Origin of the sequence: Siccirubricoccus sp. G192 (assembly GCF_019084075.1) — a bacterium.
Taxonomy (GTDB): Bacteria; Pseudomonadota; Alphaproteobacteria; order Acetobacterales; family Acetobacteraceae; genus G192.
Genome location: NZ_JAHREN010000002.1, coordinates 185,754 through 210,069 on the forward strand (window position 1 = coordinate 185,754; position 24,316 = coordinate 210,069).

General features: G+C 68.0%; 14 protein-coding genes and 1 pseudogene. 5 read left to right on the forward strand and 10 right to left on the reverse strand.

What is annotated here, in order from left to right:
• Positions 1-22: 22 nt before the first annotated feature.
• Positions 23-1,948, reverse strand: a complete 1,926-nt coding sequence (locus KSF81_RS27460) for a hypothetical protein (RefSeq protein WP_217382048.1) — start codon at positions 1,946-1,948, stop codon at positions 23-25.
• Between the two features lie 784 nt (positions 1,949-2,732).
• On the opposite strand from KSF81_RS27460, the gene KSF81_RS27465 reads away from it, so the two are divergent.
• A complete protein-coding gene (locus KSF81_RS27465; protein ID WP_217382049.1) occupies positions 2,733-3,641 on the forward strand; it encodes a hypothetical protein in 909 nt (302 codons plus the stop codon).
• Between the two features lie 77 nt (positions 3,642-3,718).
• On the opposite strand, the gene KSF81_RS27470 is transcribed toward KSF81_RS27465, so the two are convergent.
• The 9 genes from KSF81_RS27470 to KSF81_RS27510 form a co-directional block, all read right to left on the reverse strand.
• Complete coding sequence (locus KSF81_RS27470) at positions 3,719-5,197, reverse strand: DUF7008 domain-containing protein (RefSeq protein WP_217382050.1); 1,479 nt, start codon at positions 5,195-5,197, stop codon at positions 3,719-3,721.
• Positions 5,154-7,463, reverse strand: a complete 2,310-nt coding sequence (pglX, locus tag KSF81_RS27475; RefSeq protein ID WP_217382051.1) for a BREX-2 system adenine-specific DNA-methyltransferase PglX — start codon at positions 7,461-7,463, stop codon at positions 5,154-5,156. The genes KSF81_RS27470 and pglX overlap by 44 nt, the downstream gene beginning before the upstream one ends.
• A gap of 123 nt (positions 7,464-7,586) precedes the next feature.
• On the reverse strand, positions 7,587-7,979 hold the full coding sequence (locus tag KSF81_RS27480) for a HigA family addiction module antitoxin (RefSeq protein WP_309139774.1): 393 nt from the start codon (positions 7,977-7,979) through the stop codon (positions 7,587-7,589).
• Positions 7,980-7,990: 11 nt separating this feature from the next.
• A complete protein-coding gene (locus KSF81_RS27485) occupies positions 7,991-8,272 on the reverse strand; it encodes a type II toxin-antitoxin system RelE/ParE family toxin (protein WP_217382052.1) in 282 nt (93 codons plus the stop codon).
• 44 nt (positions 8,273-8,316) lie between these two features.
• Positions 8,317-12,210, reverse strand: a complete 3,894-nt coding sequence (gene pglW, locus KSF81_RS27490; protein WP_375293386.1) for a BREX system serine/threonine kinase PglW — start codon at positions 12,208-12,210, stop codon at positions 8,317-8,319.
• A complete protein-coding gene (locus KSF81_RS32580) occupies positions 12,098-12,484 on the reverse strand; it encodes an NERD domain-containing protein (protein WP_217382053.1) in 387 nt (128 codons plus the stop codon). Before KSF81_RS32580 ends, pglW begins: the two co-directional genes overlap by 113 nt.
• Positions 12,485-12,655: 171 nt before the next feature.
• Positions 12,656-14,416, reverse strand: a complete 1,761-nt coding sequence (locus KSF81_RS27500) for an ATP-binding protein (RefSeq protein WP_217382054.1) — start codon at positions 14,414-14,416, stop codon at positions 12,656-12,658.
• 8 nt (positions 14,417-14,424) lie between these two features.
• Positions 14,425-15,501 (reverse strand): SIR2 family protein, encoded by a 1,077-nt coding sequence (locus tag KSF81_RS27505; RefSeq protein ID WP_217382055.1) that lies wholly within the window; start codon positions 15,499-15,501, stop codon positions 14,425-14,427.
• A 199-nt stretch (positions 15,502-15,700) separates the two neighbouring features.
• Positions 15,701-15,997: a hypothetical protein gene (locus tag KSF81_RS27510; protein WP_217382056.1), complete on the reverse strand. Its 297-nt coding sequence runs from the start codon at positions 15,995-15,997 to the stop codon at positions 15,701-15,703.
• 86 nt (positions 15,998-16,083) lie between these two features.
• On the opposite strand from KSF81_RS27510, the pseudogene KSF81_RS27515 reads away from it, so the two are divergent.
• From KSF81_RS27515 to KSF81_RS27530, 4 genes and pseudogenes are all read left to right on the forward strand, one after another.
• Positions 16,084-17,002 (forward strand): annotated as a pseudogene (locus tag KSF81_RS27515) (IS5 family transposase); the annotation flags it as partial.
• 687 nt (positions 17,003-17,689) lie between these two features.
• Entirely contained in the window at positions 17,690-20,557 is a 2,868-nt protein-coding gene (locus tag KSF81_RS27520) for a DEAD/DEAH box helicase (RefSeq protein ID WP_217382057.1), read from the forward strand.
• On the forward strand, positions 20,554-21,990 hold the full coding sequence (locus KSF81_RS27525) for a hypothetical protein (protein ID WP_217382058.1): 1,437 nt from the start codon (positions 20,554-20,556) through the stop codon (positions 21,988-21,990). The genes KSF81_RS27520 and KSF81_RS27525 overlap by 4 nt, the downstream gene beginning before the upstream one ends.
• Positions 21,991-21,992: 2 nt before the next feature.
• Positions 21,993-24,215, forward strand: coding sequence for an AAA family ATPase (locus tag KSF81_RS27530; RefSeq protein WP_217382059.1), 2,223 nt, complete (start codon positions 21,993-21,995; stop codon positions 24,213-24,215).
• Positions 24,216-24,316 lie beyond the last annotated feature (101 nt).

Sequence of the window (24,316 nt, forward strand, 5' to 3'; positions counted from 1 at the left end):
CGGTCAGGTGCCAGCAGAGGGCTCAAGCAGCCCCTCCGGACTTCGGCCGGGTCAGCCGCCACGAGATCGTCAGCCGGGCGCCGGGAGAGGCGACCAGGCGCCCTCTCAACTCGTCGATCGCCGCCGTCGCGGCGGAGGCCTCCAGCACCACCTGCTGGCGCTCGTCCACCACCTCCTCGCCGGGTGGCGGGAGCGGTGGATCGCGTTCTGGCGGCTGCCCACCAGTCGGCTTGGTTTCGGCGAGCAGCCGCGAGGCTCGGGTCTGGACGTCGCGGAGGACGGGCCTGAGTTGCACCGCATGCTCGTCCGCGTCGAGCATCTCAACGAGCTTCTCTCGCAGTCCCTCGGAGGCACCCTTGCGGTGGTCGCCCAGGCCAGTCCCGGCCTCGATGATGTTCCAGTCGGCCGAGGCGACGGCCTCCCGGACCTCGGACAGTGCGGCAAGGAGGCGGCCCACCGCCGCCTCGCTGGTTTCCAGGTCCGCATCCGCCAGCGCCTCGACGCGGGCGAGCGGCGTGGCCGCCCCGGCGAGGTCGCCGAGAAGCGCCTGGGCGGACCGCATCGTGGCAAAGCGCGGAGCCGTCGCCGCCACGCCGAACCTGTCCGCCCACGGCCTGAGGTCCTTCAGCAGCTCGGCAAGGAGCGTCCGCTTGGCGGCGCCCTTCTCCTGGAGCTCTGCCGCTAGCGCCGACAGCGTCGCGCCCTTCCGGACCTCGCCCGGCTTCAGGCCGAACAGGGCTGCGGCGCGTTCGCGCGCCTTGGCCCAGGTCGTCTCGTCGGGGAGAGCTTCCTCGCGCATTTCGATGGTGTCGTCGATGCGGTCCAGCGAGATCGTCGCGGGTGCGCCGTTGCGGACGGGCGCGCGGTCGGCCTGCGCCGCGAAGGCAAGGATGACGAGGTCCTGCACGCGCTGCGGCAGGCCCATCGGCTTTGGCTCGTCGATCCAGGCGCGGAGCTTCGCCACCGTCAGCGGCCCGCCCCCGGTCCGCGCATGCATCGTGGCGAAGTGGTTCGCCCAGTCGTTGGTGAGTTGGAGTTGCGTCTGACTCATCACCGCGAGCTTCAGCGGGACGGCGATCGCGCCGAGATGCTTCCGGTCCGCCGTATCCTCGATGTACTTCCGCTGGTCCGGCTCCTGCGCCGCCTCATGGACGCGGTCCAGGACGCGGCGGAGCACGGCGTCCCGCACCTCGGTGTCGAACATCGGGTGGGCGGGATAGCGATGCTCGAACCAGCGATCCAGCAGCTGCGTCACCGCGGCCTTCATGTCGGCGCCGACCGGCATCTGCGGCACGAAGGTGCCCTGGAGCGACACCAGCCGATCCTCCGGCGGCACGGGCGTGCCGATGCATCCGTCGTTGTCGTTGCGGATGCCGTAGGCGGTCTCGATGCAGGCGCGGATGCGCTGGTGCAGGGCGCTCTGCTGGCTCCGCAGCACAGCCCGCGCCTGCTCGCGGTCGGAAGCGGACAACATCCGTGCCGCCTCGTTCAACCGCTCGCCGGTCCCGGCCAGCAGGAAGTCGATGCGGACCAGCGTGCCGAGGTCCTTCATCGCGCGGTCGCTCAGATAGGCGGGCTGCCACACCATGCCGCCCGACGCGCCGTCGTCGTTGAAGTTCTTGGCGTGGGCCAGGTGCGTCGACGGCGGCCGTCCCTTCGGATCGAAGGGCAGGCCGAGCACCAGCACCGGCACGCCGCGCCCCTTCAGGCGGTCGGGGCTCACCTCGGCAACCGCCTCGAAGTAGAGGTCGATCTCCCGCTTTGTGCCGCGCCAGGCGTGCTCGTAGTTTACGAAGGGCTGGGCGCCGATGAGGGTGCCGTCCTCCCGGATGCCGAGCGCGTCGAACAGGATCCGCTGGAGCTTGCTGCGCCGCTGGCCGTCGTTGTCGGCCTGGGCCGCGTTGGCGAGGACCGGCTCCACGTCGACGCCGCTGATCTGCAGCGACACAATTGGGGTCTGGTCGTCGGTGATACGGATCTCGCCGACCCGCGTCGCCCATTTCCGGACCTTCTGGAGGACGATACCCCCCCTCCCCGCCCGGCACCGGCGACACGACGGTGCCGTGGTTCAGGGCGGCCAGCCGAGGTGCGGTGAGTGCACGCAGTGCCGGTACCTCCGGCACCAGCGCCGCGAGCAGCAGGGTCTTCAGCAGGCGCGCGTCGTTGGCGAAGCGTCGGGCCACCTGCGGGTCCGCCCGCCCGTCCTGCAGGTCCTGCCAGGACACTGCGTGCTCCTGCTCCAGCAGCGGGAGCAGCTTCAGGGTCCAGAGCTTCTTCGCGTTCTCGAACTCGATTAGCATCCCGTCCGAAAAGGGCTGGTCGCCCGTCGCAATCTCATCCCACAGGTCGCCCACCGGGATCAGAGCACCCAGGCGCAGCTCGCCCCGCCGCTTCACCAGCAGGGTGAGCATCAGCTTCAGCGCCGTCCGCTCCCGCTGCAGGACTGAGGACGCAGCGATCAGCGCCTGCACCAGGGCGGGGCTGAACGGGTAGGTCATACGGAACAGGGCCCGCTCGCCGTCCGAGCCGAGCAGCGTATCCAGCACCGTCTGCCGGGCGCGCATCACCCGCTCGAACTCCGCGTCGATCTCCTGCCTCGCCATCTCCGACTTCGGCGCGAGGAGGCGCTTCTCGGCGATCACGGGCAGGTTGCGGTCCTCCAGCAGGACCTTGTCGAATCGCGCCTCCCAGTACTTCAGCGTGTCGAAGAAGCGTACCTGGAGCGCGCCGGCGTGCTGCTGGCCGATGAGGTCGCGCAGATCGCGCTGTCGGGCCACGAAGGACACGATCGGGATCGGCCGGTTGGTGTCTTGCGCCTCTACCAGCTTCGACAGCTTCGAACCCTCGTCGTTGACGAAGTCCACGTCGCCGGCGCGGCTGGCCAGCCACAGGATCAGCTCGTCGAGGAACAGCACGACCGCGTCGTAGCCGAGCCGCTTGGCGTGCTGGCTCATGATGGCGAGTCCGGCGTCGAGGTCCACGAAGGCCTCGCCGCGCGTCGCCGCCACCCCGGCGTAGTTGCTGAAGTAGGCCTCGATCAGCCGGCCAACCAGGCGCTGCCGCTCCTCGCCCTCCGGCGGTTCGAGCGTCGCCGCCTCAAAGGACCCGGCGTCCCACTGGTTGCCGAAGTCGCCCCAGCCATCGTCGCTGGCGGCCGCGCCCTCGTTCAGGTGCTGGAAGAAGGCATCGTCGCCCATCTTGGCGCGGAGGCCGCGGGCATCCTCGAACAGCTTCTCGCCGAGGTAGAAGCCCGGCGTCGGCGCCGTTGGCTCGACCTTGCGGACATGGGCTGCGTAGCCGCCCAGGATGGCGCTGGTAACGTCCTTCGCCCCGATCATGTGGTAGGGCACCATCAGGAAGCGTTTCCCGCCGAGCCAGCGGTCGTGCTTCGTCACCACGCCCGCGAGCTCCGGCACGCCGCGGGCCTTGGCGTGGCCGGCCAGCAGCAGGTTCAGCACCGCCATAAAGTGCGACTTACCGGCGCCGAAAGATCCGTGGAGGTAGCAGGCGGCGCTCTTGCCGCCCTCGACCGCGCCCTGGATGAAGCCGAGCGCCTTATCGAAGGCCTTGGCGAGCTCCGTCGTGACGACGTAGCTCTTGATGGTCTCGGCCGCGCCGGCCTCGGTGACGCCGTCCGATAGCTTCAGGACGAAGTCGTTGGTCTGCACCCGCTCCGGGATGGTGATGAGGTCGCGGAGCAGCGGACGGGTGGTGTCGCTCATGCCGCGGACCTCCGGGCACGCCTGCGCCGGGCTTGCGCGGGCGGCGTCCAGTTGCGGAGGTCGTCGATGGTCAGGCCGCGCTCGCGCGCTTCCTCCTCGATGAAGCCGGCGAAGTAGTCGCCCATGCGCAGCCCGGTCTCCGCGTCGATGTCGTTGTGCCATTGCCGAAGCCAGGGGACGAGTTCCAGCAGGCCGGCGAGCATCGGCAGCAGCCGCGCGGAGGACCAGCCATCCGTATCCCGCCGCTCGACGTAGAGGGAGGCGAGCGCTCGGGCACGGGCGAGGTGGTCGTGGCCGGCCCAGAGGGTGGGCAGGCTGGGGTCGGCGTCGCGGGCGCAGTGGGGGAAAGAGACGAAGCGTTCCTTCGGCACGTCGAGGCCGCCGCGGAGCCCCCAGAAGCCCGCGGACTGGAAGTCGGCCGACTTGTATTTTGGTGGCACGGGGATGTCGCCGACCTCCGCCGCCTTGCGGCGCTTGGCCTCCGCCGCAATGGCAGCGTCGGCAGCCTTCTGCACGGGCTTGGCGCCGAGGCCGGCGGCCATGCGGGCGGCGTAGGCTTCGGCGGCCTCGCCCTCGCCGCGCGCGTTCTGGCGCGACCAGGCGGCGCGGAGGAATTCGTTGCGGAGGGCGGCGAGCTCCGCGTCAATAGCGTCCTCGGCGCGCTGCTTCTCCCAGGTTGCTTCCCAATCCGCGTGCTTGCGCAGGCCCGTCTCGCTGTAGCGGAGGGCGGCGAGGAAGGGCACGGATTCAGCCGCGACTAGCTCTGCCACCAGGGCTTCGAGGTCGAAGCCGGCGCGGCCGACATAGAGCTCCGCGACAGACTGGAATTCGGCATCGGCGCGCGTCGCATCGGCGAGACTACGTGTGGCGACGATGCGCGGGTCGGCGACGTCCCAGAAGCGCGGGTCTTCCAGCCGGTCGAGCAGCCAGGTGCGGAGCGCGTCCTGCTCCATCTTCTCCCAAGGCTCGGACTGCCAGCGACGCTTGTACTCGGGCCGCTCGATCAGGCCGATGGTGGGGTCGGATTCGATTAGGGCGATGCGGCGTTCGACCACAGCGCGGTAGTCGGTCGGCCAGTGGGCGGGCAGGTCGGTGATGGGGGTGGAGCGATGACGCTCAAACCACGCCGTGTCCATTTCCCCAGCCGCGATGCGGCGGGCCATAACGATTTCAAAGGCGCGCTCGCCAAGGCGAAGCGGTGGCGGGTCCGGGTGCTCCGGCGGCGCGTCGTTCAGGCTGTAGAGTCGGTAGCAGCGCCAGTCGAGTTCCTCCTGGAGCGCGATCATTCTCGCCCAGGATGCCTCGGCCTCAGCGCGGGCAGCGGCGAGGGCTTCGCGGGTTGGTACCGCGCTGGCGCAGAGGGCGGTGGGCTGCTTGGCCGAGAAGCGCTGCGCTTCGGTGTCGAGGGCGCGGGCGAGGTCGATGGGCCGGTCAGCTAGGGGGAAATTTTGAAATGCCTGTACCAGTGAATTCATATGTGTTGACCCACTCGTCGGTACCTGTCGTTCGCGCGCCGCGTGAGTCTGTTGTATCGCCGCGGTTCTGAAAATTCTGCTTCATCCAAAAACAAGCAGCAGATGAGTTTAGGAGACCGAGAAAGCCAAGATGGTCGTCCTCCGTCGCACTCGTCGGGAGCTTGATGACTGGCGCTGTACGGTTGAACACCTTGCCGCCGCGGTCGAGGACGAAGTGGTTATGTGTCGCAACGAATGCGAAGGTGATCGCTATGGGATTTCGATATCGCTCTGGGACCCAGCGGTACCAACCCCACCATGGTTCACCAAGATCCGTTTTTGTCTTTCCTCCAAACGAGACAATCCCTCCAAGGGGCACGCGGAACGCCCATAGAAAATTCTGAGCACCGGCCAGTTCACCGAGCGGCAAGAGCGAATGCTCTGAAGAGTATGGGGCGAGCGCTTCATCGCCCGCCAACACACGGTAATCACGAACTTGATCCCCGCCGATGAGCGGCCGAACAATGACGGTCGGCACACCGTGCCGAGCATAGGTCCCACTTGCAGCAGTTAGCACATCATCAGCACCGGTAAAGCTCGCGAACCCGATCTCCGGATCCAGAGTTGCAAGGATTGGCCGGCCCTCCTCAATCGCCTCCTGCACCTCCGCCGCGCCGCCACCGCCCATGTTCCAGGGATGCGTGTTCAGTGTTGCGCGCGGCGTGTCCTCGGTGCTGATGAAGGGGCTCTCGGACCTGTCCTGGTCCGTCTGCGCCACGATGGCCGACCAGACCAGCCCACGCGCTGGGTCCTCGGGCGCCGAAGGCTCGCCCCGCACCCCGCGCACCGTCCGCACCACCGATGCCAGGGGCGCGCGGTTCCGCCCGAACAGGATCACCGTCGGCGTGCCATGGCCCGGGATGTAGGCGCCGGAGCAGTCCACCACATGCGTCAGGTCCAGCTGCGGCAGCACGCCCTCGATCAGCTTCTTACCGAACTCCCGCTTCATGAAGCTGTTGGCGACGATCAGCCCAACAAAGCCTGCCCCTTGGGCGCGCGAGCCCGCTTGCGCCAGATCGAAGAAGCGCTCGATGAAGGGCGCGCCGAGGCCGTACTTCATGTGGCAGCTCTCGTAGATCTCGCGGTAGGCGTCCCGCATCGCCGCGTCCTTCGGCGTGATGTAGGGCGGGTTGCCGACCACGGCGTGATACTGGCGGTCGAGGATGGCCTCCACCGCCTCCGTCTGCTCCGCGGCGTAGTGGTGGCGCAGGACGCGCCGGAAGCCCTCCTCCGTCCCGCCCAACTCGTGCCGGGCGAAGTGCCGCCCATGCAGCAGGCTGTCGCCGGTGGCGAGCTGAAACCGAAAATCCGGCGCGGCGGCCAGGCGCTGCGCGCCCGCCGCACGCAGCGCCGCCACCAGCAGCCGGAAGCGCGCGATCTCCACGGCAAAGGGATTCAGGTCCACCCCCGCCACTGCATCCAGCGCCTTCTGCGCCTGTGCAGCCGGCGGCATCTCCGGCGCATGGCGCCGCCATTCCTCCAGCAGCCAGGTGAAGCCACCCAGCAGGAAGTGGCCCGAACCGCAGGTCGGGTCGATCATCCGCACCTGCTCATGCCCGAACTCCCGGATCGCCGGGTCGAGGGTGCGGGAGAGGATCCACGCCTCCACGAAGTCCGGCGTCTGGAGCAGGGCGAAGCGCTTCCGTGCCTCCTCCGACAGGTCCTGGTAGAGATCGCCGAGGAAGCGGGTGTTCCAGTCCGGGTCGCCAAAGTCGTGCACCGGCGCCCCGGTCTCGGCCCCGCGCTGGCGGAAGAAGTCGAACAGCTCTTTCGCCCCGTCGCCGGAGACGGGCAGCCGGAACAGAGGATTGTGGGCGGGGTCGTAGAGGCCGCGGAGACCAGGAAGCCGCGCTACCTCCCCGAACATTGCCAGCAGGTATTCGGCGTCGCTGTCCGTCGGGTGAGCGCGGAAATGCTCGCGTTGCCGCATCTGTGCGAGCTCCAGGCGCTCCCCGACGCCCGAGATCAGCGGGCGGTCCAGCAGGCTGTTGTCCTCAAGGAAGCGGAGGAAGACGAGGGCGAGGATCCAGTGCACCGCGGTCTGGTCCACCGCAGCGCCGAAGAAGGTTTCGAAGGTGTCGGCGGTGCGCCGTGTGTCCCGCGCCTCCTGCCACTCGGCCTCGACCGCGGCCCGGCCGGCGGAGGACGCATGATGGCCACGAAGATCGGCCTCCAGCTTCTTCCTCAGCTTCTTCAGATCATCGAGCAGCCGCTCCGTATTCACCATCTGCCAGCCCGGTCCCCTGGTATTCGTTGTTGGTGTCGAAATCGTCAGGCAGCGCCCGTCCGGCGATCCTGCTGAACCTGACGGCGCCGCTCCGGCAGGACGGAGGCGGCAGCCCGACAGATGCTAGGCCGCAGCCCTCGGCGTGACCTCGGCGCGGATCCGCGCTCCGGCCTCCTGCTCAGCGACTTCCAGCTCATGGGCCTTCTGCAGGTTGAGCCAGAAGGCCGGCGTGGTGCCGAAGTGGCGGGCCAGGCGCAGCGCCGTCTCCGCCGTGATGGCGCGCCGCCCGCCCAGGATGGCCGTGATGCGGTTGGCCGGCACGCGCAGCGCGAGGGCCAGCGCATGCGCCGACAGGCCCAGCGGCTCCAGGAACTCGTGCCGCAGCACCTCGCCAGGGTGGACAGGACCAAGGCGGCCGCCGCTGTCCACCTCGGCCAGGTCCACGCGACCGGCATCAAGGTCGCTGCGGGAGATCGGCCCCATGGTCTTCCCTCGGGGCTTCACGCGTGTCGTCATGGCGAGCCTCCTCAATGGTAGTCCACGATCTCGACTTCATACGGGCCGTCGTCGCGCCAGACGAAGACCAGGCGCCACTGCCCGTTGATCCGGATGGAATGCTGGCCCGCGCGGTCGCCGCGCAGGGCCTCCAGCCGGTTGCCGGGCGGCACGCGCAGGTCGTCCAGCCGCTCCGCTGCGTCCAGCATCGCCAGCTTGCGGCGCGCGACCTGGGCCAGGTCCCGTGCCATGCCGCGAGGCAGGCCGCCCTGGAACACAAGCGCGGTCGCCTTGTCGCCGAAGCTCCGGATCACGCTAATACGTATCGCGTCATACGCAAGACATCAAGCGTAATGTGTCAGGCGGCGGAGCGGCCGCCAGCGCGATGGGCATTGGCCAGCCAAGGGTCCGTCAGCCGGGTCCAGTTGGCGGCGGAGATGACGGGCAGGATGGCGCCGTCGATCTCGGGACGGCCGGGCGCGGCCTGCGGGATGAGGAGCCAGAGGCTGGGTGGGCCGCCGGAGGCTCCGGAGGCCTGCGAGAACTCGTCCAGCATCGTCATCAGGTCGTAGCGGGCGATCAGGCCGGGACGGGTCAGCAGGGCCGGCTGCCGAAGGGCGAGGACCTCCCTCGCCACGCGCGGCGCCGCCTCGGCCGCGAGGCGGAGGAGGTTGCGGAAGTCGGCGCTGTCCCGCGTGGCGGCGTCCGCCATGAGCGCCTTCGGCCAGGCGATGCGGCGTTCCTCGGCCCGGGCGCGCATGGCGTGGAGCGTAAGGCGTTCAAGGCTGACGACCTCCCGCGGGAAGCGGCGGAGAAGTTCGGCCTCGGCATCGCGGGCCCGGCGGGGCTCGACGGTCAGCGCCAGGAAGACACCCTTGTCGGCGGCAAAGACGATCTTGTCCTCGATCGCCCGGGCGGCGAGGACATCGGGGGTTGCCTCCTGCGCCGGGGCGAAGGTGGCGTGGCGGATCAGCGTCGCGGTGCCGCTGCCGCTGTCGGCGATGGAGCGGCTGTAATACCCGGTGTCGGTTGGGCCGGCGTCGCGCCAGTCGACCTCGGCGCCCGCTTCCTCCAGCAGGGCATCGAGGTCGGGGCGGAGCGGCAGGTCCTCGGCCTCGGGGAAGCGGCCGCGGACCCGGGCGCGCAGCTCGGCTTCGCTGAGAGCGCGGATGTTGGCGAGCGTGCCGAGGGCGAGCTTCAGTGCCCCCAGCGCCTTCATGCCGCGCGGGTACAGCTCGCCACGCGCGGAGAGGGCGGCGCCGGCCGAGACGGCAATGGCGAGGCGCAGCCGGCGCTCCGCCGTCAGCGCGCTGGCGCCTTCCGGGACGGGGACGACGCCGAGCTCGTCATCCACCCTGCCGGGGCTCGGCAGCGGTGTCTCCGCGGCGAGCTTGTCCGCGGCGCGGCCGAGGCGCCGGGCGTACTCGGCATTCTCCGGCGAGGCGGAGACGAGGACGGCCGAGGCTTCGGGCCTCGCCTCGGCGTAGGAGACGAAGCGGGTCGGGGTGACGGAGGCCTCGAGTTCGACGGCGGCGCGGATCGTCGCGCGCGCGCGCCGCATGCGTTCCTTATCGTCCTCCCTGACCGAGCCGCGGGAGCCGAGGAGCTGTACCGCGAGTTCGTCGACCGCGGCGACGCCCCCTGCCCTTTCGATCAGGGTGCTGAGCTCGCCCCGTACGGCGTTCAGGTCGGCGCTCTTGTGCCAGCGGGTCCTGGCCGCTTCAAGGGCTTCGGCCACGGCACCGCGGGACGTGCCGACGGCGGCGGCTACCTGCCCGGCGCTGGCCCAGGATGCTGCGTCATCGTCGATGCCGAGGAAGTAGGCGAGGATGCGGTCCTCGGGACGGTCATCGCCGGCCGGGCGACGCGGCAGCAGCTGCTCCGCCAGACGGTCCAGGGTGGCCCGGCCACCGTCGTCCTCGGTGATGCCGCCGGGGACGAGGTCGCGGCGCAGCTCAGCGAGGCGCTTGGCGCGTTCGCGGATCTCCTTCCGGATGCGGTCGCCAACGCCCGTGAGGTAGCGGAACTGGAGGCGGGGCACGCCCAAGAGCTGGTGGACCGTGTGGATGCCCATCTGGTCCAGCACCGCACGCGCCTCGACCCCGTAGCCGACCTCGGCAATGCTGCTGGTCCGATCCAAGCGAGGGGCGATCACCTCGATGCTGTCGGCCACGGCGGCCGCACGATCCAGCGGCGAGAAGGCCGCCCGCCACGCCCGCAGCATCTCCTCCGCGTTCCCGAACCGCTCGGCGGGGTCGCGGCGCAGGGCACGCCGGAAGAAGGCCTCCAGGCCGTCGCGCAAGGCCGGGTCGAAGCGGTCGACGGCGATCGTCGCCTCGTCCTCGATGAAGCGTGCCTCGGTCAGGCCGTCTCCGAAGGTGGGCGGCGTGCCGACCAGCATCTCGTAGAGCGTGATCGCCGCGGCGTACCGCTCAGCGTGCAGATCCCAGCGCGGTGGGCGGCGGTCGACGAGGAACGGGTCGAGGTAGGGCCTGGTGCCGGCCGTGACGCTTTCCAGCGGCGCCCGCGACAGGGAGAAGTCGAAGAGGACGAGCCGGTACGCCCCGGTTGCAGCCGCCTTCGCTATGCCGATGTTGTCGGGCTTGACGTCGCGGTGGGCGACGCCGTCCCCCTCTAGGTACTCGACGGCCGAGAGGAGGTGCTCGCCAAAGCGCCGCATGAGGTCGAGCGAGAGCGGCGAATCTCCACCGCGGATCCACTGGGCGAGTGTGCGTTCGCCGGCGCGCTCCATGAGGATGGCCGGCCGCCCAGCGATCGTGGTGTCGGCGACGAACCTGACAATGTTCGGGTGACGGAGGGGGCGCAGGACGTCGGCTTCGGCCCGGATGCGATCGGCGTGCGCATCATCGAGCGCGACCTTCAGGACGAATTCCTCGCCAGTGGCCTCCTGCTCGACCAGGAAGGCGTAGGCGCTGCCGCCCTGCCCAAGACGCCGCTTGATCACGAGATCGCCTTCCAGGCGGTCGCCGGGCGCTGCCGTGGCAGGATCCGTGACGAAGGCCGGCGCGGGTTCCTGAGGTGCGGCCTCCCGCTCCGCTTCGGCCAGATACTCCAGGAACTCGCGTGCATCGCGCGGCCTGTCGCGCACCACCGGGGTGGTAGCGGCCCGCACCATCTCCTCAAGCCAACGCCCGACGCCGTTCATGGCGCCGGACAGGAGCAGGCCGTTCCCCTCCCGGAGCTTGGCCGGGAGCTCAAGCGGGCTCCCGGCCGGCGGTCGGCCGGAGAGGAGGTGGTACGCAATCGCGCCGAGCGAGAAGACGTCGGCCTGAGCGGCGCCGACGTCTGCGGCCGTCGCGGCCTCGGGCGCGAGATAGATCTTGGAGGGGTCGGTTATGTGGTCTTCGACGTGCAGGGTCCCGGCCGTCATGATGGCGCTCGCGGTGCTTCCCTCGGCCCGGCTGGCAACCTGCCAGTTGGTGATCTGAAGACGAGGGGAGGCACCGTCGACATCCCGGACGAGGACGCTCTGCGGCGCCAGGCCGCGGTGGTAGAGCCGCTTCCCGTGCGCGTAAGCCATCGCCTCGCCCAGCTGCCGGACGAGGTCTAGGCGCTCGGTGAGGGCCAGCTTCTCGAGACGCCGAGACATGAAGCGGTCCAGGCGGAGCGCGTCCGGGTCGTACTCGAACACGAGCGCTGGTCCGAGCTCGGCCTCGCGGTAGTCGAGGACGCGCTGGATGCCCTGGTGCTCCAGACCCTCTAGGACGCGGGACTCGCGTTGGGCGGTGCGAGCGAGGCGGTCCCGTGCCTCCGGCGTGGTGGCACGGGCGTAGGGGTAGACCCGGATGCGGCGCTTGACGCCCGTGGCTGCGTGCCGCGCGACGAAGTCCTGCCAGTTGTCGCCCTCGCCGAGGAGCTGTTCGAGTTCGTAGTCGCCGACCCGGCGGCCACGTCCCGGCGGACGGACACCTGCCTGCTCGAGAGCCCTCGTGATCTGCCTGGCCGCAGCCGGGTCAACTGCTCCCCGTCGACCAAAGCCGAGTTCGTCTGCGCAGAGCAACGTGCCTATGACGCCGGGATCCTCGGGCTTACCGGGCTCCCCGCGCAGGACAACGCGCTTCGAGGTGCCAGGGTCCAGAGTGGGACGTTGAACCACCTTAGAGAGGAAGATCAACGGCTCAACCCAGGGCGTGATGCGGGCGCCATGGCGGCCGCTGAGAGCCTCCTGTCGATGGAGGACAGAAGCCAGGCGCTTGGCCTTCCTTGTTCGCGAGGGGAAGCGGATTGTCAGTCGAGACCTCCCGCCCCTCGGTTCGCCATGTCCAGCTATAAGCATCTCCTCGAACGGTGCCCGGCCGGGACTTCACCTCTACCAAGATGAGGCACGCCGGGGTCAAGATGAGAGCGTCAACCTCGTTCACTCGCCCGTCGTCATCGATGAACTCGAAGTTCGACCAAGCGCGCCATGGTTCGTGGTCAGGCAGGTGGTCGCGCAGGAAGTCGAGGGCTTCCCGCTCCCACTCGAAAGCAGACTGACTGACGGCGGTCCAGCGAGGCGCCTTCATCGCTCTGTGGAAGCTCCAGGTTGGCTGGTTTGGGATTGTAGACGAAAGCAATAAGTCCGGCAGGTCGGGCGAGCAATCTGCCACCCTACGCCGCCGCTGGACGGCTGGAGACCTGTTCCTGAGCCACTACGCATAATTTTTGTGAGCGCGACGTGGTATGCGGCGACACGATTATGATGTCCTGAACGTCTGACGTTGCCAACTTGACACTGCAGGCGCGAGGCTCTCCGGCACCTCGGTGCTCGCCCAGCGATCCCAGAAGTCGACCGTTCCGCTGTTAGGTTTGTGCGTCGGCTTCTCCAGCCGTATGCGGCTTGGAAGCAGGCTCGCGTCGCCGACCACAAGCGCCTCGCCGGTGTCCAGCACGGGCAGAAGGTCGCCGTAGCCCCCAAGGCTGTCCGGCAGGAGACGCCGGATGACACTTTGGTCCTCGCCGTTCGTGAGCCGCATCGCCAAAAGGTTGTTGCACTGGCTAAGAACCGTCCTGTTAACCTCGGACGGCCTTTGGCTGATCACCACCAAGCCGACGCCGTACTTCCGGCCCTCCTTCGCGATCCGTTCGAAGATGCCCACCGAGACCTCGTCCGCGGCGCTGCCACCGGACCGGTCTGGTAGATAGAGGTGCGCCTCGTCGCAGAACAGCGCCACGGGGTGGCGCACGGCAGGCAGTGCCCACTGCTGTACCGAGAGCGCCAGCTTGGCGACGAGACTGACCATAACAGGAAGCACGTCCGACGGGACTTCCGAGAAGTCGATCACCTTAATGCCGCCACCGTTATCGGCTTGGCCGCGTGCGCTTGCGAGAAGCGCCGCGACCAGCCGTTCCAGCCAGCCCATCTCAAAGGAGGTGTCCCCTGCCCCAAAGAGGAACGCCAGTCGCCTGTCCGAACGCCTGCTCTCCAGGCGCTGGATCATCCGGCTCAGCTTGCCATGGAAGTCGCCCTGCTTCGTCGCACCAGCGCGCGCGCCCTCCACAACCTCGGTGTTCAGGCTGGTCAGTGTCCGGATGACGTCCTCGATGCTGAATGGGACGGGACTGTCGATGGTAAAGTTAGCCAAAAGCGCGTGCTGCCCCATCGAGATCAGGTATGCCTTCTTTGCATCCATGATTGCGCGAGCCATAACCATCGCCTGGTTCGGCGCGTTCTGGTCGGTTCGGTCGACAAACATCGAGACGAGCGCCTCGTATCCGAGGAGCCAGTAGGGAAGGAACAAGACTCCATCATCGTTCGCTCGCGGCTGGTCCAGGTCCGCGGGGCCCGCAACGCGATAGTGCCGGAACCCCGCGCCGGCGAGGGGACCGTACTCCCCGTGTATGTCGAACACCACGGCGTTCGCATTGGGCAGCGCGGCGACCTGTTCGAGGATGCGGGCCGTCGCCCAGGATTTCCCGGAGCCCGTACTACCCACGATGATCGCGTGCCGCTGGAAGAATTTGTTGCCGTTGAGATAGGCCTCGGCTCGGTCATCGAGTGTGTAGTGCCCCAAGAGGAGCTTATGGCCGTCGCCGGAGATGCTGGAGATCACGCGCATGAAGCGCGTCAGCCGCTCGCCCTCGATTGCGAAGCAGCGCGCCTCTATCTCCGGGACTGTCTCGAGCGTCCGCCGGAAAACGTCGCGCTCCTGTCCGACACGATCGATCAGGGTCCCAATGAGCGCGATGCGGGCGAGGCTCACCTCGGGTAGGGACTCCTCGTCCTCCTCGCCTACATCGGCGCGGGTGTGCGCCTTAGGCTCGGCGGCGCTGCGCGTAATTTTCTGGATCACGCCAATCAGGTGCTGGCCCGGCCGGCTGCTCCGCAGCATGGCCAGTCGATTGACCTGGAGTTGCCGAAGCCGCTCCACGTCGTCGACGCGCACCACAACCGTCGCTGTGTCCACCGATAGGACTGACCCCAGCGCCTCGCCATCGTCGAAATCGAAGATGCTCACGACTTCACCTACATCACCAGCGAGAGAAACCCGTGAAGAGTCCAGAGGTCCGGCGTCGGCAGTTCGGCGCCGGCTGGGTAGTCGGGGCAGTAGGCCCGTGTCCCTGCCGTACTCTGCTCCAGCACCAGGTATCGCCGGCACTGGCCTCCCAGCACGAACTCTCGTGCGGCCGGCGTCATGGTGCGTGTCAGCAGCACAAGCGGCACCGGCTCGACGGCACACCGCTCGATGAGCTTAGGCTGGATGTGCCTGTCGTTGAAACCGTAACCTATGCACACGTAGCCTCGCGCCCGCTGCAACGCACGGTCGGCGTTCGCCAGGATCGTCCGGAACGGCTCATCGTGGGTCTTTTGGAACTTCTCGATGCCGGGCGTGATGATCAAGGGCGAGTACCCAGACAGCCGCGCCGGCATGAGGGGCAGACCTACGGGCGCGCTGTCGGTCGGTCCCTGAAACCAGTCCAGCGAGCCGTGTACCTTCCAGATGTTCACGGTACGGGCAGGCTTCTTGTTCTGCGTGAACCTCAGCGGATGTTCCTTGTGGCGGAACCGTAGGTGACCGTGGCCGAATCCGGTGGAGTGGCACAGCTCGCCGGCGTCCGCCGCGTACTCCGCGAGCCGGTCGTAGTTGGTCGTGACGAGGTCCAGGTCGGTGTGCGTGCTCGCCAGCAGATGCCGAAAAAGACGCGTTAGCGCCAAGTGTCGATGATCGCGCACAACCGCCTCGAAGACGCGCAGGTCAGCTGCCGCGATCTGATCCCAGGTCGCCTCCACGATATGGCGCGTGAGCGCCTCAGGCAGGCGAACCGTCGTCAGGACCGTCTCCAGGTCTGCGCTCGCCGCCTTGGACACGAACGTGTTCCAGGCATCCGAATGCTCACGGTCTGGAAGCGCCGGTCCGCTCGCGACCAGGTGGCTCGCCAGCGCGCCCATGCCCGGTAGGCCGTGCGGCATGGAGGCGCCGCTGCCCAGGACGACGACCGGCGCAGCGGCCACGCAAGCCTGCGCCAACTCGGCCACAAGTTCCTCGATAGGTGCGGGCGCAACAGGCTTGGGTGATGCTCCCAGAGGCTTGAGCGCGCCCATCACTGCCATACGAGTTGAAGGCGGGATCGGCGCTGGCGGATGTCCTGCTGCTCTTTCTCTCGCGCTTCGCCCAGAAGATCCATGCGGCCGCTCGCCCTATCTAGGCCAGTGAGTGAGCAGGCCCGATCAGATCACCGATCCGGGCGCCGCACTTCAACCAGAACATGGTATGACGCCTCACCCGCTACACGCAACAAATTCAGAAGCTCGGCATGCATCCCCTTTGGAAGCGCCGCACTGCCCGCAACAGGCGCTCCTCGCTCCAGGCCGGCTCGCCCGCGCCGCGCCGGACATTCAGGTAGCGCACCACCTCCTCCCAGGCATGGCCATCCGCCCGCAGCCGGTGCACGCTGGGCAGCCAGCGATCCGCCTCACTGATCAGCCGCCGCAGAGAGGCCGCCCGCCGGGCCTCCGAGAGCTTCTGGATCGCTGCCGGGTCGCGTGCCCGCAGGCCGGGGTTGCCGGCGCGCTGGCCACGGGCCGCAGCGGCCCGCATGCCGCTCCGGGTAGCGTTGGTGCAGGGAGGCGGCGGGACCCGGACCTGTTAGCCCGTCCGGCGGCTGAGCCGTTACGGTCTCGGGCATGCCATTCAAGCGCCATGCCACCCGCCGCCATCGCATTCCGAAGGCCCGCTACCGGGTCCGGAACTGGCCGGCCTACGAGGCCGGGCTACGGCGGCGCGGTGACCTGATGCTCTGCCTCGATGAGGCCAGCACTGCGGGGTGGCAGGCGCCGCGGCGAAGCACTCCCGGGGGCCAGGCCTGGTGCTCGGATGCGGCGATCGAGCTGGTGCTGATGCTGCGGCTCGTCTTCCACCTTGCACTGCGCCAAGTCGAGGGCTTCGCCGCAAGAATGCTGCGACTGCTCGGGCAGGAGCTACCATACGACGTTGTCCCGCCGCAGCTGCGCCTTCGTCGGACGCCAGCCCAGGGCCATCCCGCATGGTCCGAGGCACTTGGTGATTGACAGCACCGGCCTGAAGCTGTTCGGCCAGGGCGAGTGGGACGCGGAGAAGCATGGCTGGACACGCCGGTCCTGGCGCAAGTTGCACCTCGCCGTGGACGCCGATACCGGCGAGATCGTCGCCTGCCTGCTGACCGACAACGGCGCCGATGACGCCGCTCAGGTGCCGGCGCTGCTCGAGGAGATCGAGGGCGAAATCGCGTCCGTGGCGGCGGACGGGGCCTATGATGGCCAGCCGGTGTACCGGGCCATTGCTGACCACCAGCCCGATCCGCTGCCCGAGGTCGGCATCCCGCCACGTACGTCGGCCGTGCCGGGCACGGAGGGCCCCGAGGCGCAGAGCCAGCGCGATCGCCACATCCGGCTCATCGCCGAGAAGGGCCGCATGGCTTGGCAGAGTGCGATCGAGTACGGCCGTCGCAGCCTCGCGGAGACCACGGTCGGGCGCCACAAGGCGATCATCGGACCGAAGCTGCGCGTCCGCAGCTTGCCGGCCCAGCAGGGTGAAGCCGGCATCGCCGCCGAGATGCTCAACCGCAATCCGATAGCCCTGAGCGGTGCAGCCAATCCGTTCCGAGATGGCAGCCGAGCCACAGCCGATGCACTCCATTTCCAGGACCCCGGCCGTCTGTCAGCACGTCAGGAGCCTACCCGCTGCCGCCCGCACGGCCAAGCCGAGGGCCTCTGGCGCGAGACCTGACAGAACCCCTCTATCAGAATCGGCTTCATGGCTCTGATGTTGCTGCGGAAATCGGGCTTAGGGTGGGATCCCGATTGGGTGCTGAAACACGATCACGGCAGCACTCGCCAGCCTCATACCGGCAGCAGAGGCGTGTCAGCCGCTGCCGCGCGTGGTTGGGGCCACGGGTCCGGCCTTGGAGACGCTGGGCCAGGGCCGGCCTGCCGTGGACGCGGCCGCAAATGCGCCAAATCTGCCACAGCGTGGCGAAATGGGGCCTTACGCCTTATGATTGAATTCAATATTTGCTATTAACCTATTTGGGCGCGTAGGTACACAGTATGCAGACGGTATCCAGGGGCTTCATTGGCGCGTACGTGAAGGTCGAAGTCGTATCCTGGTCGCCGAAGCTTCCGGGCTGGGCCGTCTTCGCCGAGGATTTCGACGTTCGAACAAACCAGCACAATGGTCTGAGATCGCCGCCCTGCGTGGCTCCCTGGCACCGCGTCAGAGGGCCATACCGTTATTCCGTCCAATGATCGTTTCATGAGCTACGCCGAGACGCTCGCCCGCCTGCTCGAGTTGGCGCCTGCAGGCATGACCAATGACCAGTTGCTATGGCGCCTGCGCCGGACCGGGCTGCGCCTCACTTCGCAGGAAATCGTTGAGGCGCTCGGCAGGCTTGCCGAGAGCGGCATCGCTCAGGTCCGGGCAGGCGGCAGGTGGCAACTCACGCAGTTCCGGGCGTCTGGTGCATCTACGCCACCCGGGGCACGCTCGCGGGATGACCAGCCGCCGCAAACGGCGCTGGCAGCCATCATCGGGCATCTCTATCCGGCCGCGGCTGCGGCAGGTGACGCCGGAGAGGACCAAGAGGCGAACGCCCTGTCGGCAGAATCCGACTGGCGGAAGTTGCTCGCCTACTATGCCTCGACCCAACGGCTCGACCCTCGCGGCGCCGTCGAGGAGCGCGAGGACCGGCACGGCGAAGCATGGCAAGTATTCGCCGCCGACGGCCGTTGGTGGCACCGCAGCGTACTGCGATTCGATGCGGAGCGCCTTCCGCCAATGTTTCGGCAAGCCCTGAGCCGGCGCGATGGGCAGGCCTGTGCCGTCGGCTATCCGGTTAGCGTGTTCGAGGACGGCGGCATCGCTGGCGTCGTCCCTGCCTTGCTGCTGCCCGCCGTCTACCGCTTCGACAGGCAGGACCTGGTCGTCGAGGTCCTCGCCACCGAACCAGTGCTCAATCCGCGGTGGCTCTCGGCTATCCGGACGCGCATCCGTGCCCTGACGGTGGAGCAGATCAAGGAGCAGCTTTTCCCCGAAGGCGAAGAGGTTGCCTTCGACGAGGTGGTGCTGCGCCTGGGTCATGCGGTGGCAACCCTCGCCCGCGCGCCGCTGCGCCCCGCCCGGCTCGCCCCCTCTCTCGCCTTGCAGGGTGACGGGCTGCACAACGCGGCGGCACTGTTCCTCCCTTCCGAGGCACGCTTTACCCAGGGCGCCGAACGCGACCTGGAGAACCTGCGCAGCTGGGCCGAAGCGCAGCTTGGCGCAACGGCCCTCGGCACGGTGCTGCACAACACGGTCCCTGCGCCGGCAGACGGGATCATCCCTGCCGGCCCCCGCCCGCTTACCAATCGGCAATACGAGGCGGCGCGCGCTGCGCTCGCCGGCCCGCTGACCGTAATCCAGGGGCCGCCCGGAACCGGCAAGAGCGAGGTGATCCTCGGCCTGCTCGCCTCCATCGTCCAGGCCGGCGGAACAGCCTTGGTCGTATCCAGGAACCATCGCGCGCTGGATGAGATCGAGGAACGCGTTGAGAAGATTGCCGGTGACTGCCCCCTGCTGACCCGCGCGAGAGACAGCGAGGGGGACCGCGACACCGACATGCTCGAGCAATGGCGGAAGCTTGCAGAGAGCGAGCTGAGGCGGCCTGCCCCGGAAGCGGACGCACAGCTGACCGAGGCGCAGGACAAGGCGCACGGCCTGCTGGTCGAGAGGCTCCGGCTTGCTCACCGGAACGCGCTGCATGTTGAACTTTCAGCCCTTGCCGAACAGGTCGAGCGGCTCGGTTACGCCATGCCAGACATGGCGGTACCCGGGGCTAGGCGCTGGAAGAGCAGACTCGCCGGCATGCTGCGGCGCCTGATGGCACGCTTCGGCAGGCCCGAGGTAACCAGCCAACCAATCGATCCGCGCGAACGCTTCGCCGCCCTCCGCCAGGAACTGGAAGGCCTTTCCGCGCCACAAACGCCTACCGCCTACCACGAGATGGCCGAAGCGGCCGCGAGGGCCGCCGCTATCGCCCTGGCTGCCTACGGACGCATGACCCGCCCCGCCAGCGAAGAGCGCAGCGCGCTGGAAGACGGCCTGCAAGCCTTCCGTTTCAGCGACCGTTCCAAGGCGGCGCAGCTTACCGAGGCGGAGGCAAGGATGGTGCTGCGCCACCGGCCGGTCTGGGCGGTCAGCGCCCTGTCCGCCGCCTCACGCATACCTCTCCTGCCCGCGCTCTTCGACTACGTGATCTTCGACGAAGCGAGTCAGTGCGATATCGCCTCATCCCTTCCGCTTCTCGGCCGGGCCAGCCGCGCTGTCGTGGTGGGCGACCCAGCGCAGCTTGGCTTCATCCCGCAGCTTTCCCTGCGCCAGGAACACGCGTTGATGGACGTGGCTGGCCTAGGCGGGAAAAACCGCCACCGGGTGGCCCAGAGCACCAACTCGCTGTTCCAGTTCGCCGCTTCAAGACCCGGCTCGCGCCTGCATTTCCTGGCCGATCAGTTCCGCTCCCACCGCGCCATCGTCGACTACCTGAATAACGAGTTCTACGACGGACGCCTGGTGGCGGCGCATGACGAGCGCAGGGCCCGCTGGCCGGACGGGTTCAAGCCTGGGCTTGACTGGCTGGACATCCAGGGCAAGCCGACCCGCGAGGATGGCGGTAACGTCAACCACGCCGAGGCCGAGGCCATCACGCGCGAGGTCGTGGACATGATCAGGCATCGGGGCTTCCAGGGCAGCATCGGCGTCCTTTCACCATTCAATGCACAGGTCGCCCTGCTGATGCGCCGGCTGAACGCGGCGCTCGGCGCGACCGAGCGGGCTTCTGTCAAGGTGGCGACCATCGACCGCTTCCAGGGCGGGGAAGCCGATGTGGTGCTGTTCTCGCTCGTGGTCGGTCCTGGCCTCGGGACCCGGGGCCTGGGCTTCTATCAGAGGGAACATCGGCGGCTGAATGTCGCCATCAGCCGCGCTCGTGCCCTTTGCCTTGTCGTCGGCGACCGGAGCTTCATCCGCGGGTGCCGGATCGCGCCGCTGGTGCGCCTGGAGGAGGCCGCAGGGCGGGCGCCGCGGCGCAAGGACGGCTTCGATAGCGACTGGGAGAGACGCGTCGATGCTGCCCTGCGCCGGCATTGACCTCGTCGAACGTGACCTTGGGTGTGGCTGACGCCAAGCCGCCAGTCTGGCGCCGGGCGGCAACCCTGGCCGCCGTCACCGCCGCGGGCGCCATCCTGCTCCTGGTCTCCAACCTGTGGCTCGTGCTCCGTCAACAGGGTTGGCTCGACAGCACGCGGGAGGAAATCGCGCGCGAGCGGACGGCTGTCGGCGCCGAGCGCGGGCGGGTCGAGGCGCAACTGGCGCAATTCGAGCAGGTGCAGGCGCAGATTGCGGCGTTGAACGGCCAGGCGCAAGGCCTCTCGATTCGCATCGAAGGACTTCGCAGCGAGACGCGCGACCTCGACCCGCTGAAGCTTCAGCGCGACCAGGCCGTGACCGAAAGGGAGCAGTCACTTGAGGCGCAGCGTCGTGCGGAAGCTGCGCGGGGCGATGCCGTGGCGACCCTGCGACGAACGACGGCCGAGCTCGACCGCATGCGATCGGCGACCCAGACCGCCCAGGGGGAATTGGAGAAGATCAGGCGTGACGCCGCGACGGCCCAGGAAGACCTGCGCCGCCTGCAGACAGAGCGCAACACCGCGGATGCGGCGGCCCGTGCAGCAGCTTCCGCCCGCCAGGAAGCAGAGGGCCAGGCTGAAGCGGCATCCCGGGCTCTCGACAAGGCGCGGCAGGACGCTGCGGCCGCGCAGCGCGAACTGGAAACGCAGCGCGCCGCTCTTGCTGCTCAGCGCCTGGAGGTTACCTCGACGGAGGCGCGGCACGTCGAGGCGGAGCGCGCTCTCCAGGCATTGCAGGATCGGTCTAAGCAGGCCCAGGCCGCGGTGGACGAGATTGAAACCCAGCGGCGTCGTCTGGCCGACGAGGTCAAGCGACTGCGCGACGAGCAGGCGACCATCCAGGCTTCCAGCGAGGCCGCCCAGCGGAAAGAATCCGACCTGCAGCGCCGGATCGCCCCACTGCAGGCCGCATACGAAGAGGCCGAACGGAGTCGCCAGGCGGCCTTGCAGGAACGGATCGCCCTGGTCGGGCAGATCGATGCCGCAAAGGCCGAACGCTCGCGGCTGCAGGATCTTGCTGCCGAACGGCAGACGATCACGCGCGCCATTACCGAGGTTCAGGCACAATTGACCTCCCTACGGGCGGAACTTGCCGCCTTGCGGAGCAGCAAGGAACAAGCGCAGGCCGACCTGGTTCGGACACAGCAGGTGGCGGAGGGCGCTCGCGTCGCGCGCAGCGAACAGGAGCGCTTGCGCGGAGAACTGGCGGACCAGCTCGTGCGGTTGAAGGCGCAGCGTGATGCGCTGGACCAAGAACGCACGGCGGTGCTCGCCGGCCTTACACAGGCCGAAATGCGCCTGGCCGAGCTTCGTCGCCATTCCGCTGAAACCAATGCCAGCATCCCGCCCACTGCCGGGAACGCGATGCCGACCAGCGGCGGGGGAGATCGCTAGTCATGAGCATGACCGAGCATTACCCGCTCTTGACCATTGTGGGCACGCTGCTGCTCGCGCTGTTGATCATGGCCATGGCCGGTGTCACTTGGTGGTTTGACGTGCGGCTTGCGCGGCTGCCCCAGGCCACGCGGCTGGAGGACCTGACGCAACGCAACAGCGCCCTGATCGGCCAGATCACCGAGAATCAGGCTGAGCTGGCAGAGATCCAGCGCCGGATCCTCGACCGGGACCGCATTGCGGCGGAGGTTGCTGCACTGACACATCAGCTCGAGGCGGTGAGAGCCGAGATGGCCGCGATGGCCGATACCGAGTTGCAGATTGAGGAATTGAAGCGGCGAGCTGCCGATACCGCGCTGCAGGACGCCGAGATCCGGCAGCAGCTAGAAGCCAGGAAGGCCGAGAAAGAGGCCGTCGAGTCCGCACTGAAGGCCGCAGAGGATCAGCTTGCGGGCCTGCCGAACAACATCGGCGCGCTGCGCCGGGATGTCGAACAGTTGCGCGGTGCGCGGCAGCAGCTTGAGGGAGAGCTGGCGGAACTGCGCAACGACCGGGCGACACTGACTGCGGCGCGCGAGGAGACGGTATTGCTCACGGCGCGCAAGGCGGCGTTAGAGGAAGAACTGACGCGCATCACGGCGCAGCACGAGAAGCAACGCGCCGCGCGTGCAGGGCTGGAGGCGGGACTCGCGACAATGCTGGAACAGAAGAGAGCGCTGCAGGCCGACATTGCCGTGCTTCAGCCGTTGAGGGCGGAAGCGCAGGCCTTGGCCGCCGACCGCGCTCAGCTGATGCGCGAGAACGAACGGTTCCGGGATGAAAGACAGGGCCTGGCTGGCACGCTGGGAGAGGCCAAAGCCGCGGTGGCGGATGCGCAGCAGGAACTGACCGAACTGCAGGCCAATATAGGCGATCTGCAAAAGATACGCCAGGAAGTAGAAGCCCTGGCGGCATGCAAGGCTGCGCTTGAGCTCGAGATCAAGAAGGCGCAAGGCCAACTTGGCGGACCGGGTCCGGCAGCGGATGATGACGGCGACGACGACCTGCGCCGGCTTCCGGCCTGCCTTGCCATCCATGGCACGACTCCACGACCGGTTCAGGAAGAGTCTGCCGCGATCGAGGAGGTGCGGAAGAACCTCAGCCAGCATGGGCTGCAATACCACCCACGTACCGTCGACGCCTTCCACACCTCGCTTAAGATCAACGAGGTGGCCCAGCTGACGGTGCTCGCCGGCGTCTCCGGCACAGGAAAGAGCCTGCTGCCCCGTCGCTACGCCGAAGCCATGGGCATGAGCTTCCTGCCCATGGCCGTGGAGCCCCGCTGGGACAGCCCGCAGGATCTGCTCGGCTTCTACAACTACGTCGAGAAGCGCTACCGCGCCACCGACCTGGCCCGCGCCCTGGTCCACATGGACCCGCACAACACCTCGGGGCTCTGCGGAGAGCCGCTGGGCGACAGGATGCTACTGGTTCTGCTCGACGAAATGAACCTCGCCAGGGTGGAGTATTACTTCTCGGAATTCCTCAGCCGGCTGGAGATCCGCCCACGCTGGAGCGCCGACATCGGTTTAGAGGCGCGCCACCAGGCCGCGATGCCGCTCGATACGCGAGGACGAAAGGGAGGCAGCGTGCCGCTCTTCCCGTCGCACAACGTGCTGTTCGTCGGCACGATGAACGATGATGAAAGCACCCTTTCGCTGTCGGACAAGGTGCTTGACCGGAGCAACGTCTTGCAGTTTCCGGCCCCTGCCACCTTCGATCCCGTCGGAAACGAGCGCATCGTGCAGACCCGTTCTGCGGACGGGCAAATCGACTTCCGGAACTGGCGGAAGTGGATCCGCGGCTCGGACCGCATTGATCACACCGAGGCGCAGAAGGTCCAGCAGGTCATCAACCGCCTGGCGGATATCATGCGCCGATGCGGCCGTCCCTTCGGCCACCGACTGAACGAGGCAGTGATGGCCTATGTGGTAAACCACCCAAAAAGTACCGCGGGCAAGCTGCGCATCGAGGAGGCGCTTGCAGACCAGGTCGAGTTCCGCATCCTGCCTAAGCTCCGGGGCGTGATGATCGATGAGGGCGACAACGGAAGGGCGCTCGAAGACATCGTCGCGCTGCTGCGGGGCGACTTGCACGACAGCGGCTTCGCCAACCACCTACGTGATATGCTTTCCTGCAGCATAAGCCAGTTCAACTGGCGGGGCCTGGACCGCAACCGGTCCTAGGCATGCGCATCCAGCACTGGAATCGCCCCTGGGCCGGGCTGGACACGACCGCGTCGCGCTACGTGGAGGCGGAGGGCCTTGACATAGCGCTGTCTCCGCAA